Source organism: Mycobacterium conspicuum, from assembly GCF_010730195.1.
Taxonomy (GTDB): Bacteria; Actinomycetota; Actinomycetes; order Mycobacteriales; family Mycobacteriaceae; genus Mycobacterium; species Mycobacterium conspicuum.
Window position 1 is genome coordinate 4,888,614 of sequence record NZ_AP022613.1, and the last position, 15,697, is coordinate 4,904,310.

The window sequence follows — 15,697 nt, forward strand, 5'->3', positions numbered from 1 at the left end:
TACAACGGAAGCTATGAGCCCACGATAGAAACGACAGACTCGGGGACCTTGGTCACAGGTCGTTGCCGGGCTATGTTGGTCGCGATGAGCACCGACCGCGAGCCGCCGCGGCTACCCCCGAGGCTGCTGGCCGTGTGGCCGATCATCGCGATCGGCGAATTGGGCTGGCTGCTGGCGACCATCGCCGCGTTCACCATGCCCGCCTTGCAGGGTTGGCGTCCGATGGTGCTGGCCGGCCTGGGAACCGGGTTCGTCGGGACGAGCATCTTCCTGCTGCAGCTTGCCGGCGCACGCCGGGGTGCGCGCGGTGCACAGTCCGGCCTCGAGACTTTCCTGAACCCGAACTAGTCGCCTGGCTCGGCGGACTCGGCCGGCTCGGCGGGCGGCGCCTGAACGACATCGAGGACGCCGTCGTCGTACGGGTCATAAATCGGCGAACCGGTGCCCGCCGGGGCGGGCGTGTCGGAGTGGGCGCCGCACCCGTAGTACTTGTCGACGACATGCCCGTCGGCGGACATCTCGTTGCCGCACACGCCGAACATGGCGCCGAGCGATCCCGCCAGCGGCAGGAAGAATCCACAGTCGCGGCACGTCCGCTTGGTCGAGCGCGCCATCGCCGAATCCGGACCGTAATCCCCGTCGTGCCAACGCTGGGCGGCGTCCGCCCGGCCCCACGGGCCCATCACCCAGCGACGGCCCAGCCCGATTTCGGCGGCGACCTCGTCGACCTGCGGGTCACCGCTGGCGGCGTAGCCCGGAACCAGCCGCGGGTCGTCCTTGGCCGGCGCGAGCAGGTCTCCGGGGTTGAGATCCCCGGGCCTGACCCGCTGCTCCCACGGCACCCACTCGGGCGCCAGCAGCGCCGTCGGTCCGGGGATCAGCACCACCTCGCTGACCGTGGCGTGGTCGGCGCCGGGATAGGCGGCGACGACGACGGCCCACTGCCAGCCCTGGTAGCCGGGCAGATGCGCGAGGAAGCGGTGGGTGGCGGCGGTGGGGTCTTCGTAGCCGACACCGAGGTAATCGCCCACGGTGTCGGCGCCGCTGAACTCCGCGACGGCGGCCCTGGCCTGATCGACGGCACCCGTCAGCAGCGCCGCCGTCTCCGCGGGCCACTCGGCCACGGTCACGGCGCCGGATTCGTTCATGGGGCCGGTCACGGTGTCCATACTAGGTTGGCGAGCCACGCCCGGTTGCCCCACCGCATAGGACAGAATTGATACGTGTCAGGACGGCGGCGTGATCAATCGGGTCGTGTGGCCCCGAACTCAGGCCACCGCACCCGTAACGGTTCGGCCAACCAGCACCCGGGCATGGCCAACTACCCCGCCGACCCTGCCGACACTCGGCGCGGGCGCCGCCCACCGCCCATGCCCAGCGCGAACCGTTATCTCCCACCGTTGGGCCAAAAGCGGCCAGAACCCGAACGCAGCAACCCGCCGCCGCGCGGTCCCAATCCCAGCGAACGCATCACCGTCACCCGCGCCGCGGCGATGCGCAGCCGCGAAATGGGTTCGCGCATGTACTGGATGGTGCAGCGGGCCGCGACCGCCGACGGCGCCGACAAGTCCGGGCTGACGGCGCTCACCTGGCCGGTGGTCGCGAACTTCGCCGTCGATGCGGCGATGGCCGTCGCGCTGGCCAACACCCTGTTCTTCGCCGCGGCAAGCGGCGAGAGCAAGTCCAAGGTCGCGCTGTACCTGTTGATCACCATCGCCCCCTTCGCGGTCATCGCGCCGCTCATCGGTCCGGCGCTGGACCGGCTGCAGCACGGCCGCCGCGTCGCGCTGGCGGCGTCCTTCGCGCTGCGCACCGCGCTGGCGGTGGTGCTGGTGATGAACTACGACGGCGCCAGCGGCAGCTATCCGTCGGTGGTGCTCTACCCCTGCGCGCTGGCGATGATGGTGTTCTCCAAATCGTTTTCCGTGCTGCGCAGCGCGGTGACGCCGCGGGTGATGCCGCCGACCATCGACCTGGTGCGGGTCAACTCGCGGCTGACGGTGTTCGGTCTGCTGGGCGGCACCATCGCCGGCGGCGCCATCGCCGGCGGTGTCGAGTTCGTCTGCACCCACCTGTTCAAGCTGCCCGGCGCGTTGTTCGTCGTCATCGCGGTCACGGTCGCCGGCGCGCTGCTGTCGATGCGGATTCCGCGCTGGGTCGAGGTGACGACCGGCGAGGTGCCCGCCACGCTGAGCTATCGCCGGCACGGCGCCGCACCGCCGCGAAGCTGGCCGGAGGAAGTCAAGAGGGTCCCCAAGATGGCCACGGCGACGCTTCGACAGCCGTTGGGCCGCAACATCATTACCTCGCTGTGGGGCAACTGCACCATCAAGGTGATGGTCGGCTTTTTGTTCTTGTATCCGGCGTTCGTCGCCAAGGCGCACGAAGCCAACGCCTGGTATCAGCTCGGGATGCTGGGCATGATCGGCGCCGCCGCTGCGATCGGCAATTTCGTCGGCAACTTCACCAGCGCACGACTACAGCTGGGCAGGCCGGCCGTCCTGGTGGTGCGCTGCACGGTGGGCGTCACCGTGGTGGCCCTGGCCGCCGCGGTGGCCGGCAATCTCGTGGTGACCACCATCGCCGCACTGGTCACCTCGGGATCCAGCGCCATCGCCAAGGCATCGCTGGACGCGTCGCTGCAAAACGACCTGCCCGAGGAATCGCGCGCCTCGGGATTCGGGCGCTCCGAGTCGACCCTGCAGCTGGCCTGGGTGCTCGGCGGCGCGGTGGGCGTTTTGGTCTACACCCAGTTGTGGGTCGGCTTCACCGCGATCAGCGGCCTGCTGATCCTGGGCCTGGCCCAAACCGTCGTCAGCTTCCGGGGTGACTCGTTGATCCCCGGCCTCGGCGGCAACCGACCGGTCATGGTGGAGCAGGAAAGCAAGCGCCGCGGCGCCGACAGCCCGGCGGCGGTGCATCGGTGAAGCCCCGGCTTAATCGTCGCGCCGCCGCGCTGCTCGCGGCAGTCGTCGTGCTGCTGGCCGCCGCGGCCGGGGTCGGCGCGTGGCTGCTGGTGCGCAAGCCCGGCCCCCGACCGCCAGAGATCAGCGCGTACTCGCACGGGCACCTGATCCGCGTGGGGCCGTACCAGTACTGCAACGCGCTCAACCTCGACGACTGTCAGACCCCGCAAGCCCAAGGTGAGCTGCGAGCGAGCGCGCGCTACCCGGTGCAGCTGTCGGTGCCCGAAGCCATTGCGCGTGCGCCGTGGCGGCTGATGCAGGTGTACGCCGACCCCACCAACACCACCAGCACGATGTTCCGGCCGAACAGCCGGCTGGCGGTCACGATCCCCACCGTCGACCCGCAGCGCGGACAGCTGACCGGGATAGTCGTGCAACTGCTGACGCTGGTGGTCGACCGCTCGGGTGAGCTACGCGACGTCCCGCATGCGGAATGGTCTGTGCGCCTTAATTATTGACGCGATTATTGGCGCGCTGAGGGCGGCGTCTCGGTCCATTGCGCAGCGTGTAGAACCTGCGCGGCCGGTCACTGACCCTGGCCTCGATGCGCCAGCCGTACCGTCGGCCCCGCTCGGTGATCTCCGCCGCGTTCGCCGACAGCCGGGCGAACCGGACCGACACCAGCGCGGCGACCAACAGCGCCCACCGCCACGACGATCGCGCACACAGCCAACACGAACGCGGCCACCACCATGCGCGGACTCTAACATCCGCTACGCGCCGTGACCGACCGGAACTTGCTCACCGTCACGCGCCGGCCCCGGCGCAGTGCCATCACCGAAAGGCCTGCCGCCCAACGCTTCCCGACCGTGGGGGGTCAACCAGTCGCCCAGCTCGGGCCCCTCGGGCACGATCCCGGTGGGGTTGATGTCGGAATGCACGAGGTAGTAGTGCTGCTTGATCTGCACAAAGTCGATGGTGTCGCCGAAGCCCGGCGTCTGAAACAGGTCGCGCGCATAGGCCCACAGCACCGGCATCTCGGAAAGCTTGGACCGATTGCACTTGAAATGCCCGTGGTAGACCGGATCGAAGCGGGCCAGCGTGGTGAACAGCCGCACGTCGGCCTCGGTGATGGTGTCCCCCACCAAATATCGCTGGCCCGCCAGCCGCTCGCTCAACCAATCCAGCGCGACGAACAGGCGGTCGTAGGCCGCCTCGTACGCCTGCTGCGAGCCCGCGAAGCCACACCGGTACACGCCGTTGTTGACCTCCGTGTACACCCGCTTGCTCACCTCGTCGATCTCGTCTCGCAGCGGCTCGGGGTACAGCTGCGGCGCGCCGTCGCGGTGATACGCGGTCCACTCGGTGGAGAAATCGAGCGTCATCTGCGCGAAGTCGTTGGTGACCACCTGACCCGTGGCCACCTCGACGATGGCGGGCACCGTCACTCCCTTGGGGTAATCCGGGATGCGCTTGTTGTAGGCGTCGCGCAGGAAGTGGATCTTGAGCACCGGGTCCACTCCACCCGGGTCGAGGTCGAACGTCCAACTGCGCTTGTCATGGGTCGGGCCGCAAAAGCCAATGGAGAGAACCTCTTCCAGGCCCAGCAGCCGGCGCACGATGATCGTCCGGTTGGCCCATGGGCAGGCGCGGGCCACCACGAGCCGATACCGGCCGGGCTCAACCGGATAGCCGTCGCGCCCGTCGGCGGTGATGCGGGTGCTGATGTAGTTCGTGTCGCGGGTGAACTCCCCGGCGCCGACGTATCCGGCTTCGGTTTCCATGCTCAAGACAGTGTCATAAACCGCCGGGCCAGGTTGGGCTCGGTGGACGGACCGGGCTCCCAGTGCGCGATCCACGGCCCGGTCCCCTCCGACTGGTCGATGATGCCGCGCTCCAGCCAGGTGTAACGGCCGTCCAAGAGGTCGTTGGTCAGCCGGACGTCGGCACCGTCGGTGTTGGTCCACAACGCGTGGAACAGCGCCTCCACCCGCAGCGTGGCCTGTTGGCAGAACACATCGGCGAGTTCGTATGCCTGTTGGCCTTCGGGCCCACCGGCGGCGCGCTGCGCCTCGGCGCGCACGCAGACCGCGGACATCGCGAACAGCTCGGCACCGATGTCGACGACGCGGCCGAGGAACCCTTGCTTTTGCTCCAAAGCGGCTTGCCAGCGGGCCATCCCGTAGAACGTGTTGCGGGCCAACTTGCGCGAGGAGCGCTCGACAAATCGCAGATGGGTCGCCAAGGCACCGAACTCGCGGTAGGCGGTGGGCCGTTGGCCCTCACCAAAAACCAACTTGGGCAACCACTTTGCGTAGAACCCGCTGGCTCCGGCCGCGGCGGCGGCCTTCTGCTTCAGGTCGGCCTTCGGGTTGGCGAGATCACCGGCGGCGGTCAAATGCGCGTCGACGGCCTCACGGGCGATCAGCAGCCGCATGATTTCACTGGATCCTTCGAAGATCCGGTTGATCCTCAGGTCGCGCACGACCTGCTCCACCGGCACCGCGCGCTCGCCGCGCGCGGCCAGCGACTCCGCCGTCTCGTAGCCGCGGCCGCCGCGGATCTGCAGCAGGTCGTCGGCGATCTGATCGGCCATCTCGCTGGACCACAATTTGGCCAGCGCCGCCTCGATGCGGATGTCGTTGCGGCCCTCGTCGGCCATCTGGCCGGCCAGTTCGATCGAGGCCTCGAGCGCATAGGTGGTGGCGGCCATGAACGCGAGCTTGCTGCTTACCGCCTCATGCTTGCCGACCGGTTTTCCCCATTGCACGCGCTCGCACGACCACTCCCGCGCGATCTTCACCGACCACTTGGCCGAGCCGGTGACCACCGCGGGCAGCGACAGCCGTCCGGCGTTGAGCGTGGTCAGCGCGATCTTGAGGCCGTCGCCCTCCTTGCCGATCAGGTTCTCGGCGGGGACTCGGACGCCGTGCAATCGGGTCACGCCGTTTTCGATGCCGCGCAGTCCCATGAATTTGTTGCGCCGCTCCACGGTGATCCCGGGCGAATCGGCCTCCACGACGAACGCGCTGATTCCGCCGCGGTGCCCGTCGCTCTTGGGGACGCGGGCCATGACGACGAGCAGTTCGGCGACCACGCCGTTGGTCGTCCACAGCTTCACGCCCTCGAGCTCGTAGGCCCGCCCGTCCTCGACGGGTGTCGCGGTCGATGCCAGGCGCGCCGGATCCGAGCCCACGTCCGGTTCGGTGAGCAGGAACGCCGACACGGCGCCGGCAGCGCAGCGCGGCAAGAACTTTCGCTTCTGCTCCTCGGTCCCGGCCAGCTTGAGTGGTTCGGGCACCCCGATCGACTGATGCGCCGAGAGCAACGCGCCGAGACTGGGGTGCACGGTCGACACCATCATCAGCGCGCGGTTGTAGCCGACCTGCGACATGTTCAGGCCGCCGTACTCGGACGGGATTTTGATGCCGAAGCAGCCCAGCTCGGCGAGGCCCTTGACGTATTCGTCGGGAATCTGTGCGTCCCGCTCGATGACGCTGCCGTCAATAGTGCCCAGAAACTCCCGCAGCTTCTCGAGGAACGCCTCGGTGCGCGCCTCGTCCGCGTCCGACGGCTTGGGGAACGGGTGGATAAGCTCTAGCGGGAAGCGGCCAAGGAACAGCTCCTTGGCGAATGACGGTTTATCCCAACCACTTTCGCGAGATTCCTCAGCAAGTGCCCTGGCTTGCTCCTCGGTGACCTGCGCTTGCTGTGCCATCGTCGCCTCCCTCGCGAATGAACCACTGCTGCCCAAGTTACTCCCCGGTAGCTTGGTGCGCACGGGTGCATTTCGGACCCGGAGGCGACGGCCACGTCGTCGCGTGCGGCCGTCCACTTGAGTGTGAACCTGGGGCGTTCAATGTGAAGCGAGGGCGAGATTTTCGCCCGTCTCACCGCCCTAGGCTCACACTGAAAGCCATGCGCTCACAACGAACGACGCACCCGAAGACGCGCAGCCGAGCTAGCTGTCGAGCTCCCGCGCCACCGCCTTGACCACCTCGGAGACCCGGCGGGCCACCTTGCGGTCCGGGTAGCGGCCCTTGCGAAGTTCGGGCTGCACCGCGCCCTCGAGCAGAGTGATCATGTCCTCGACCATGCCGTGCAGCTCATCGGGGGTGTGCTTGTGCTCAGCCGCTGTGGCTTCACGGCGCGTGCGAGTCAGGCTCGGCGGCGGATCGATCAGCTTGAGGCTCAACGCCTGAGGTCCGCGCCGACCGGAAGCGACGCCGAATTCCACCCGCTGCCCGGCCTTGAGGCCCTCAACACCCTCAGGCAACGCCGAGGAGCGGACATAGACGTCCTCACCGTCCTCCTGCGACAGGAAGCCGAACCCTTTTTCGGGGTCGTACCACTTCACCTTGCCGGTCGGCACTGGTCTCACCTGCTTGTCTGACTGCTAACAGAAGAAGCGTCCCGCCTGCGCAGGACGCAATATCGAAGTGTGATCCTACTCGGATCGCCCGTCGGCAAGCACACCCCAGTTTGGCCTGCACTCGGTAGGGTGGCAGTACCGCTTGGAGGAGATATGACGCTGACCGCGCTGGGGGTACCGACCGTGCGTCGGGAGATTCCGCGCGCCGTCCAAGACGACGTGCCCAGCACCGGCCCCCTGCGCGACACCTTCGGGAGAATCGCCAGCGATCTGCGCGTTTCCCTCACCGACCGCTGCAATCTCCGCTGCAAGTACTGCATGCCGGCCGAGGGGCTGGACTGGCTGCCGAATCGCCACCTGCTGCGGCCCGACGAGCTCGGCAGGCTCATCCATATCGCCGTCACCCGGCTCGGTGTGACCAGCGTGCGGTTCACCGGCGGCGAACCGCTGCTGGCCCGCCACCTGGAAAAAGTGGTCGCCGCGGCGGCCAACGTGCGGCCCCGCCCGGAGATTTCGCTGACCACCAACGGTGTGGGTCTAGAGCGCAGGGCGGCCGCGCTGGCCGAGGCGGGCCTGGACCGGGTGAACATCTCGCTGGACAGCGTGGACCCGGCGCGCTTCGCGGCCATCACCCGACGCGACCGGCTCGCAGACGTGTTGGCCGGCCTGGCCGCCGCCAAGAACGCGGGCCTGACGCCGGTCAAGGTGAACGCGGTCCTCGACCCGGTCACTGGCCGCGAGGACGTCGTCGACCTGCTGCGTTTCTGCCTGCAGCATGACTACCAGCTGCGGGTCATCGAGCAGATGCCGCTGGACGCCGGGCACGAATGGAACCGAGACGCCGCGCTCAGCGTCGACGACGTGCTCGCGGCGCTGCGGCCGCACTTCAGGCTGCGGCCGGACCCGGCGCCGCGCGGTTCGGCGCCGGCGGAGCTGTGGCTGGTCGACACGGGTCCAGGCACGCCGGCGGGCAAGTTCGGCGTCATCGCCTCGGTGTCGCACGCGTTCTGCTCGACGTGTGATCGCACCCGGCTGACGGCCGACGGCCAAATCCGCAGCTGCCTGTTTTCTGCCGAGGAGACCGACCTGCGCGGCCTGCTGCGCGGCGGCGCGGACGACGACGCGATCGAGGCGGCCTGGCGCGCCGCCATGTGGGCCAAGCCGGCCGGCCACGGCATCAACGACCCCGACTTCATCCAGCCCGACCGTCCGATGAGCGCCATCGGTGGCTAGCGATATTCGCGCCGACCCGCTGCCCTCGCGATCGTCAGGACCCGACGAGCCGGGCGGACTCCAGGTCACGGTCCGCTACTTCGCCGCGGCACAGGCGGCCGCCGGCACCGATTCGGAGACCGTGACCCTGGACCCGGGCACAACGGTGGCCGAACTGATCAAGACCCTCGCCGGGCGCGGTGACCTCCTGGCCAACGTGCTGAACCGATGCTCCTACCTGCTAAATGAAGTCGCCGTCCGCGACCAGAACACCCCGTTGCGCTCCGGCGACACCATCGACGCGCTGCCGCCGTTTGCTGGCGGCTGAAACTGTGAAACATCTCACATAACGGAATGATAACGGCACGGACACGGCCCGATTTCGTCGGAAATGACCTGCGCAAATCCCTAGTGTTCCTGGGGTTTTCAGCGATTGACCGTGAGGGAAACGCCGAGTTTCGTAAAAAGTGACTCGATCCACCCAACCCGCTAGCGTCTCCGGGAGTTCGCCAAGCAACCGGTGGCGTTCTTCCCCACCTACAGCGCCGAGCTCCATCCGATAGGCGGGGACACCGTAAGGATGGAGGCGGGGGACCCACCGGTCCACCGTGATCGGACCGGAGCCGGAAACGGCTCCTTGGGGTGAAGCCGGCGTCGGAACACGGCGCCGGCCGGGTAGCCTCTCCCACCCGAACCCGACAGCTGACCTCGCAGGCGCACCGAGAGAGGAATTTTCGGCGCGTATGAGTGGACGTCACCGCAAACCCACTACTTCTAACCTCAGCGTCGCCAAGATCGCCTTTACCGGGGCGGTACTTGGTGGCGGCAGCCTCGCCCTCGCCGGCCAGGCGGCCGCGGCCACCGACGGCGAATGGGATCAGGTAGCCCGTTGCGAGTCGGGCGGCAACTGGGCAATCAACACCGGCAACGGCTACCACGGCGGCGTGCAGTTCAGCGCCAGCACCTGGGCGTCGCACGGTGGTACCGAATTCGCCCCGTCGGCCGAACTGGCCACCCGCGAACAGCAGATCGCGGTCGCTGAGCGAGTGCTCGCGACCCAGGGCCGCGGCGCGTGGCCCACGTGTGGCGGCCCGTTGTCGGGCCCGACCCCGCGCAACGTGCTGCCCACCCCGGCCGGCAACGACGCGCCGTTGGACGCGCCAGGCGTCAACGGCGAGCCTGCTCCGCTGGCCCCGCCGCCGCCGGACGCACCCCCGCCGCCTCCGCCACCGGACGCTCCCCCGCCTCCGGACGCTCCCCCGCCGCCTCCGCCACCGCCGCCGGCCGACCCGGCTCCGCCGGTGCAGCTGGCGGCCACCAACCAGCCCGCTCCGGTCGCCGACCCGGCGCCGCCCGCGGACGCCCTGCCTCCCGCGCCGCCGGCCGATGCTCCACCGCCGGCGGACGCCGTTCCGCCCGCGCCGCCGGCCGATGCTCCACCGCCGCCGCCTCAGCAGGCCTCAACGGTCGGCTACACCCGGCAGCTGTGGCAGGCGATCCAGGGTCAGGACGTGAACGGCAACGACGCGCTGGACGCGCTGGCGCAGCCCGCGCCCACCGGCCCGGGGGCTTAGGCCGAACCGACCCATTCGTCGGCGCCGTCGGCGAAGAACTGGTGCTTCCACACCGGCAGCCGCTCCTTGATGGTGTCCACCAGCCGCGCGCAGGTGGCGAACGCGGCCTGCCGGTGATCGGCGGCGACCGCGGCCACCAGCGCCGCGTCGCCGATTTCCAGCGCGCCGACACGGTGGCTGGCCGCCACCGCACGCACCCCGCTGGACTGCTCGGCGACCTCGGCCACGACGTCGGCCAAGACCTGCGCGGCCGAGGGGTGCGCGGAATATTCGAGCCGCAGCACGCCGCGCCCGCCGTCATGGTCGCGGACGGCGCCGACGAATCCGACGATCGCTCCGGCCGACTCGTGGCTGACCAGATCCTCGTGCTCGGGCAGCGAGATCGGCTGCTCGGTCAGCGCGGCGCGCAGCACCAGCGCAGTCATCGGCGTGTCATCGCTGATGGTCTCCGCCCGCGAGCTGATCGAGCGCGTGCTCGAGCACCCCGGCGAGCACCCCGAGGCCGTCGCGCACGCCGCCGGGTGATCCCGGCAGGTTGACGATCAGGGTGCGCCCGGCCACGCCGCACACCCCGCGCGACAGGACCGACGTGGGTACCTTCGGCAGGCCGGACTGGCGGATCGCGTCGGCCAGCCCGGGGATCAGATAGTCCAGCACCGCCACCGTCTGGTCCGGGGTGGCATCGGTGGGCGAGATGCCGGTGCCGCCGGAGGTGATGATCAGATCGACGTCGGCGTCCAGCGCGTCGTTCAGCGCCTCGCCGACCGGCCCGCCGTCGGCCACCACCACCGGCTCGACCGTCGAAAATCCTTTCCCCCCAAGCCATTCGGTGATGATGGGCCCGCACTTGTCGGTGTATTCACCGGCTGCCGCCCGCGTTGAGGCGATGATGACTCGCGCGGATCGGGCGCTCATCGCCGTTCCCAGGTGCCGGTCTTGCCACCCTCCTTGCGGAGCACCCGAATGTCATCGATGCGTGCGGCCGGGTCGACCGCCTTGATCATGTCGTACAGCGTCAAAGCGGCCACGCTGACCGCTGTTAGCGCCTCCATCTCCACCCCCGTCCGGTCGGTGCTGCGCACCGTCGCGGTGATTTCTACATCCGATTCTCCGACGGTGAAATCGACGTCCACCCCGGTGAGCGCCAACTGGTGGCACAACGGGATCAGGTCGCTGGTGCGTTTGGCCGCCAGGATCCCCGCAACCCGCGCGGTCGCCAAGGCGTCGCCTTTGGGCAGGCCACCCGTCGAAATCAGCTCCACCACGTGCGCCGAGGTCCGTAGGGCGCCCGCGGCGACGGCAGTGCGCCGCGTCGCCTCCTTGGCGGTGACGTCGACCATATGGGCCGCCCCGCGCTCATCCACATGCGACAGGATCTTCGGGGGCCCCGAGCTGCCGGCCATCGCGGCGGTCTACCTGTTGACGACGGTGACCGGGTGCACGTAGGGCAGGCCGTCGGCGGGGACCGGGAACACCACCTCACCGAAGGGAGACAAGGCGCCCGTGCGGTCGGCCACGAGTTCGCTCACCGCGTGGTCGTCGGGGTCCTCCGTCGGCCAGCCGGGGTCCACATACCTGGTTTTCTGCGCGTCGCTCTCAGCATTGTCAGCCACGGGGTCCATTCTGACAGGTCGCCGTTTAACGCGTGACGCAAAGCTGTGAGCGCCCGACTCCTGTTAACCGGCGAGCGTGCCTACGCTGGTCAGCAGTGACCGATAACACCACCCCAGACATCCCGCTCGGGTCCTGGCTTGCCGACTTGCCAGACGAGCGGCTGATCCGGCTGTTGGAGCTGAGACCGGATCTGGCCCAGCCGCCCCCGGGCAGCATCGCCGCGCTGGCCGCGCGCGCCCAGGCCCGGCAATCGGTCAAAGCCGCCACCGACGACCTCGACTTTCTGCGGTTGGCCGTGCTCGACGCGCTGCTGGTGCTGCAGGCCGACACGACGCCGGTGCCGACGACCAAGCTGCTGGCGCTGATCGGCGACGGCGCTCCCGAGGCCGACGTGCTGGCCGCGCTCGATGACCTCAAGGAGCGCGCCCTGGCCTGGGGTGAGGCCGCGGTGCGGGTGGCGCCCGACGCCGGCGCGGCGTTGCCGTGGCACGCCGGACAAGTCACGCTCGAGGACGCCTCGCGCAGCGGCGAAGAAATCGCCGAGCTGATCGACGGGCTCAACGAAGCCCAGTTGGACGTTCTGGAGAAGTTGCTCGAAGGCTCCCCGATGGGGCGTACCCGCGACGCCGCGCCCGGCGCCGCGCCGGACCGGCCGGTGCCGCAACTGCTGGCGTTGGGTCTGCTGCGACGGGTCGACGCCGAGACGGTGATCCTGCCCCGCCACGTCGGGCAGGTGCTGCGCGGCGAGCAACCCGGCCCGATGCAACTGACCGCGCCCGACCCGATCACCTCGACCACGATGCCCCAGGACTGCGACGCCGCCGCGGCCGGATCCGCCATCGACCTGCTGCGCGAATTCGACGTGCTGCTCGAAATGCTTGGCAGCGCACCGGTTTCCGAGTTGCGCAGCGGCGGACTCGGAGTGCGCGACGTCAAACGGCTGGCGAAGACGACCGGCATCGACGAGCCGCGACTGGGCCTCATCCTCGAAATCGCGGCGGCGGCCACGTTGATCGCCAGCGGCAGGCCCGAACCGGAACCGGCCACCGGCGACCCGCCTTTTTGGGCGCCGACGGCGGCCGTCGAACGCTATACCGCGATGTCGCCCGCCGAGCGGTGGCAGCTGCTGGCCAGCACCTGGCTCGACCTGCCGGGCCGTCCCGCGCTGATCGGCAGCCGCGGCCCGGACGCCAAACCCTATGGCGCGCTGTCTGATTCGCTGTACTCGACCGCGGCACCGCTGGATCGGCGGCTGCTGCTCGGCATGCTCGCCGAATTGCCCGCCGGCGCCGGCGTCGACGCGGCCTCGGCGTCGGCGGCGCTGATCTGGCGGCGCCCGCGGTGGGCCCGGCGACTGCAGCCGGGCCCTGTCGCGGACCTGCTGAACGAGGCACACGCGCTGGGCGTGCTCGGCCGCGGGGCGATCAGCACGCCCGGCCGGGCCCTGCTGAACGATCCCCCGGATGCCGGCGCGGCGGTCGACGCGATGACCCGCGCGATGCCCAAGCCCATCGATTACTTCCTGCTGCAGGCCGATCTGACCGTCGTGGTCCCCGGACCGCTGCACCGCGACCTCGCCGAGGACTTGGCGTCCGTCGCGACCGTCGAATCGGCCGGCGCGGCAATGGTGTACCGCATCAGCGAGCAGTCCATCCGGCATGCGCTCGACATCGGCAAGACCCGCGACTGGATACACGCGCTATTCGCCAACCACTCCAAAACCCCGGTGCCGCAGGGACTTACCTATCTCATCGACGATGTGGCGCGACGGCACGGCCAGCTTCGGATCGGGCTGGCCACCTCGTTCGTGCGATGCGAAGACTCCGCCCTGCTCGCCCAGGCGGTGGCGGCCACCGAGCAACTACAGTTGCGCGCGCTGGCTCCCACGGTCGCGGTGTCTCCCGCACCGTTGTCCGAGGTGCTTGCCGCGTTGCGGGCCGCGGGCTTCGCGCCGGCCGCCGAGGATTCCTCCGGTGCCATCGTCGACGTCCGGGTCCGCGGGGCCCGCGTGCCCACCCCGCAGCACCGGCGCTCCTACCGTTCCCCGCAGCGCCCCAGCGCCGAGACCCTCAACGCGGTGGTCGCGGTGTTGCGCAAGGTGACCGCCGCGCCGTTCGGCAACATCCGCGTCGATCCCGCGGTCACCATGTCGCTGTTGCAGCGCGCGGTCAAGGACGAGGCCACGCTGGTGATCGGCTATTTGGACGCCGCCGGGGTGGCGACCCAGCGAGTGGTGTCGCCGATCGTCCTGCGCGGAGGGCAGCTGGTGGCCTTCGATTCGGGGTCCGGACGGCTGCGCGACTTCGCCGTCCACCGCATCACGTCGGTGTTGTCGGCCGAGTCAGGATAATGAGCGGCATGACCGACGGACCGTTGATCGTGCAGTCCGACAAGACCGTGCTGCTCGAAGTGGACCACGAGCTTTCCGGCGCGGCGCGCGCCGCCATCGCGCCGTTCGCCGAGCTGGAACGCGCGCCCGAGCACGTGCACACCTACCGCATCACGCCGCTGGCGTTGTGGAACGCCCGCGCGGCCGGCCACGACGCCGAGCAGGTCGTCGACGCGCTGGTCTCCTTCTCGCGCTACGCGGTGCCGCAGCCGCTGCTGGTCGACATCGTCGACACCATGGCCCGCTACGGCCGGCTGCAGCTGGTGAAGAATCCGGCGCACGGCCTGACGCTGGTCAGCTTCGATCGCGCGGTGCTCGAAGAGGTGTTGCGCAACAAGAAGATCGCACCCATGTTGGGTGCGCGCATCGACGACGACACCGTGGTGGTGCACCCCAGCGAACGCGGCCGGGTCAAGCAGCTGCTGCTCAAGATCGGTTGGCCCGCAGAGGATCTCGCCGGATACGTCGACGGCGAGGCGCACCCGATCAGCCTGGCGCAGGACGGCTGGCACTTGCGCGACTACCAGCAGCTGGCCACCGACTCGTTCTGGGCCGGCGGCTCCGGGGTGGTGGTGCTGCCGTGTGGCGCCGGCAAGACGCTGGTCGGTGCGGCCGCGATGGCGAAGGCGCAAGCGACGACGCTGATCCTGGTCACCAACATCGTCGCGGCCCGGCAATGGAAGCGCGAGTTGGTCGCGCGCACCTCGTTGACCGAGGAGGAGATCGGCGAATACTCCGGTGAGCGCAAGGAGATTCGGCCCGTCACCATCTCGACCTATCAGATGATCACCCGGCGCACCAAGGGCGAGTACCGCCATCTGGAGCTCTTCGACAGGCGCGACTGGGGCCTGATCATTTACGACGAGGTGCACCTGCTGCCGGCGCCGGTGTTCCGGATGACTGCCGATCTGCAGTCCAAGCGGCGGTTGGGTTTGACGGCCACGTTGATCCGCGAAGACGGCCGCGAGGGGGACGTGTTTTCGCTGATCGGCCCCAAGCGCTACGACGCGCCGTGGAAGGACATTGAGGCGCAGGGCTGGATAGCGCCGGCGGAGTGCGTCGAGATCCGGGTCACGATGACCGACAGCGAGCGGATGATCTACGCCACCGCCGAACCCGAAGAGCGCTACCGGATTTGCTCGACGGTGCATACCAAAATCGCCGTGGTCAAGTCGATCCTGGACAAGCACCCCGGCGAGCAGACCCTGGTGATCGGCGCCTATCTCGATCAGCTCGACGAACTCGGCGCGGCACTGGGCGCCCCGGTGATCCAAGGGTCGACGCGCACGCGTGAACGCGAAGAGTTGTTCGATGCGTTCCGCCGCGGCGAGATTTCGCGGCTGGTGGTGTCCAAGGTCGCGAACTTTTCCATCGACCTGCCGGAAGCCAGTGTGGCGGTGCAGGTTTCGGGAACGTTTGGCTCGCGCCAGGAGGAGGCGCAACGGCTGGGCCGGCTGCTGCGGCCCAAGGCCGACGGCGGCGGTGCCATCTTTTACTCGGTGGTGGCCCGCGACAGCCTGGACGCCGAGTACGCCGCACACCGCCAGCGGTTCCTGGCCGAGCAGGGCTACGGCTACATCATCCGCGACGCCGACGACCTACTGGGCCCGGCCATCTGACCGCGGAAGAA

The 15,697-nt window shown here is 69.2% G+C and carries 17 protein-coding genes and 1 riboswitch; of the genes, 8 read left to right on the top strand and 9 right to left on the bottom strand.

All coding sequences use genetic code 11. The features are described from left to right. Positions 1-72 precede the first annotated feature (72 nt). Positions 73-348, top strand: coding sequence for a DUF2530 domain-containing protein (locus G6N66_RS22255; RefSeq protein WP_085231789.1), 276 nt, complete (start codon positions 73-75; stop codon positions 346-348). On the opposite strand, the gene G6N66_RS22260 is transcribed toward G6N66_RS22255, so the two are convergent. Beyond that, complete coding sequence (locus G6N66_RS22260; protein ID WP_139825095.1) at positions 345-1,160, bottom strand: DUF3027 domain-containing protein; 816 nt, start codon at positions 1,158-1,160, stop codon at positions 345-347. The two genes, G6N66_RS22255 and G6N66_RS22260, sit on opposite strands and share 4 nt — an antisense overlap. A gap of 96 nt (positions 1,161-1,256) precedes the next feature. On the opposite strand from G6N66_RS22260, the gene G6N66_RS22265 reads away from it, so the two are divergent. Further along, a complete protein-coding gene (locus G6N66_RS22265; protein WP_139825094.1) occupies positions 1,257-2,927 on the top strand; it encodes an MFS transporter in 1,671 nt (556 codons plus the stop codon). After that, a complete protein-coding gene (locus G6N66_RS22270) occupies positions 2,924-3,424 on the top strand; it encodes a DUF2771 domain-containing protein (protein WP_085231786.1) in 501 nt (166 codons plus the stop codon). Before G6N66_RS22265 ends, G6N66_RS22270 begins: the two co-directional genes overlap by 4 nt. Here G6N66_RS22270 and G6N66_RS22275 read toward each other — a convergent pair. The 4 genes from G6N66_RS22275 to G6N66_RS22290 all read right to left on the bottom strand — a co-directional run bounded on the left by G6N66_RS22275 (position 3,414) and on the right by G6N66_RS22290 (position 7,278). Next, positions 3,414-3,602 (bottom strand): hypothetical protein, encoded by a 189-nt coding sequence (locus tag G6N66_RS22275; RefSeq protein WP_085231785.1) that lies wholly within the window; start codon positions 3,600-3,602, stop codon positions 3,414-3,416. The genes G6N66_RS22270 and G6N66_RS22275 overlap by 11 nt on opposite strands. 77 nt (positions 3,603-3,679) lie before the next feature. Next, complete coding sequence (locus G6N66_RS22280) at positions 3,680-4,690, bottom strand: glutathione S-transferase family protein (protein ID WP_085231784.1); 1,011 nt, start codon at positions 4,688-4,690, stop codon at positions 3,680-3,682. A 2-nt stretch (positions 4,691-4,692) separates the two neighbouring features. After that, complete coding sequence (locus G6N66_RS22285; RefSeq protein WP_085231783.1) at positions 4,693-6,624, bottom strand: acyl-CoA dehydrogenase family protein; 1,932 nt, start codon at positions 6,622-6,624, stop codon at positions 4,693-4,695. A gap of 243 nt (positions 6,625-6,867) precedes the next feature. Continuing rightward, a complete protein-coding gene (locus G6N66_RS22290) occupies positions 6,868-7,278 on the bottom strand; it encodes a cold-shock protein (RefSeq protein WP_085231782.1) in 411 nt (136 codons plus the stop codon). A 153-nt stretch (positions 7,279-7,431) separates the two neighbouring features. On the opposite strand from G6N66_RS22290, the gene moaA reads away from it, so the two are divergent. The 3 genes from moaA (at position 7,432) to G6N66_RS22305 (ending at position 10,064) form a co-directional block, all read left to right on the top strand. Further along, entirely contained in the window at positions 7,432-8,511 is a 1,080-nt protein-coding gene (moaA, locus tag G6N66_RS22295) for a GTP 3',8-cyclase MoaA (protein WP_085231781.1), read from the top strand. A 19-nt stretch (positions 8,512-8,530) separates the two neighbouring features. Beyond that, complete coding sequence (locus tag G6N66_RS22300) at positions 8,531-8,818, top strand: MoaD/ThiS family protein (RefSeq protein WP_085231823.1); 288 nt, start codon at positions 8,531-8,533, stop codon at positions 8,816-8,818. A gap of 205 nt (positions 8,819-9,023) precedes the next feature. Beyond that, positions 9,024-9,223: riboswitch (cyclic di-AMP (ydaO/yuaA leader) on the top strand. 10 nt (positions 9,224-9,233) lie between these two features. Beyond that, on the top strand, positions 9,234-10,064 hold the full coding sequence (locus G6N66_RS22305; RefSeq protein WP_163645905.1) for a transglycosylase family protein: 831 nt from the start codon (positions 9,234-9,236) through the stop codon (positions 10,062-10,064). Here the strand turns inward: G6N66_RS22305 and G6N66_RS22310 are convergent. The 4 genes from G6N66_RS22310 to G6N66_RS22325 are packed head-to-tail and all read right to left on the bottom strand — an operon-like array spanning position 10,061 to position 11,677. After that, on the bottom strand, positions 10,061-10,489 hold the full coding sequence (locus G6N66_RS22310; RefSeq protein WP_085235019.1) for a molybdenum cofactor biosynthesis protein MoaE: 429 nt from the start codon (positions 10,487-10,489) through the stop codon (positions 10,061-10,063). The genes G6N66_RS22305 and G6N66_RS22310 overlap by 4 nt on opposite strands. Before the next feature lie 7 nt (positions 10,490-10,496). Beyond that, complete coding sequence (locus tag G6N66_RS22315) at positions 10,497-10,979, bottom strand: MogA/MoaB family molybdenum cofactor biosynthesis protein (RefSeq protein WP_085235018.1); 483 nt, start codon at positions 10,977-10,979, stop codon at positions 10,497-10,499. Next, a complete protein-coding gene (gene moaC, locus G6N66_RS22320) occupies positions 10,976-11,467 on the bottom strand; it encodes a cyclic pyranopterin monophosphate synthase MoaC (RefSeq protein WP_085235017.1) in 492 nt (163 codons plus the stop codon). The genes G6N66_RS22315 and moaC overlap by 4 nt, the downstream gene beginning before the upstream one ends. Before the next feature lie 9 nt (positions 11,468-11,476). Then, a complete protein-coding gene (locus tag G6N66_RS22325; RefSeq protein WP_179968306.1) occupies positions 11,477-11,677 on the bottom strand; it encodes a hypothetical protein in 201 nt (66 codons plus the stop codon). Positions 11,678-11,772: 95 nt separating this feature from the next. Between G6N66_RS22325 and G6N66_RS22330 the strand changes: the two genes are divergently transcribed. Together G6N66_RS22330 and G6N66_RS22335 are read left to right on the top strand one after the other, a co-directional pair. Continuing rightward, a complete protein-coding gene (locus G6N66_RS22330) occupies positions 11,773-14,028 on the top strand; it encodes a helicase-associated domain-containing protein (protein ID WP_085235015.1) in 2,256 nt (751 codons plus the stop codon). 8 nt (positions 14,029-14,036) lie between these two features. Further along, a complete protein-coding gene (locus G6N66_RS22335) occupies positions 14,037-15,686 on the top strand; it encodes a DNA repair helicase XPB (RefSeq protein ID WP_085235034.1) in 1,650 nt (549 codons plus the stop codon). Positions 15,687-15,697 lie beyond the last annotated feature (11 nt).

Coding starts and splice junctions, on each gene's coding strand:
- G6N66_RS22255 (WP_085231789.1), top strand. CDS start 73: ATGTTGGTCGCGATGAGCACCGACCGCGAGCCGCCGCGGCTACCCCCG.
- G6N66_RS22280 (WP_085231784.1), bottom strand. CDS start 4,690: ATGGAAACCGAAGCCGGATACGTCGGCGCCGGGGAGTTCACCCGCGAC.
- G6N66_RS22285 (WP_085231783.1), bottom strand. CDS start 6,624: ATGGCACAGCAAGCGCAGGTCACCGAGGAGCAAGCCAGGGCACTTGCT.
- moaA (WP_085231781.1), top strand. CDS start 7,432: ATGACGCTGACCGCGCTGGGGGTACCGACCGTGCGTCGGGAGATTCCG.
- G6N66_RS22305 (WP_163645905.1), top strand. CDS start 9,234: ATGAGTGGACGTCACCGCAAACCCACTACTTCTAACCTCAGCGTCGCC.
- G6N66_RS22310 (WP_085235019.1), bottom strand. CDS start 10,489: ATGACTGCGCTGGTGCTGCGCGCCGCGCTGACCGAGCAGCCGATCTCG.
- G6N66_RS22315 (WP_085235018.1), bottom strand. CDS start 10,979: ATGAGCGCCCGATCCGCGCGAGTCATCATCGCCTCAACGCGGGCGGCA.
- moaC (WP_085235017.1), bottom strand. CDS start 11,467: ATGGCCGGCAGCTCGGGGCCCCCGAAGATCCTGTCGCATGTGGATGAG.
- G6N66_RS22335 (WP_085235034.1), top strand. CDS start 14,037: ATGACCGACGGACCGTTGATCGTGCAGTCCGACAAGACCGTGCTGCTC.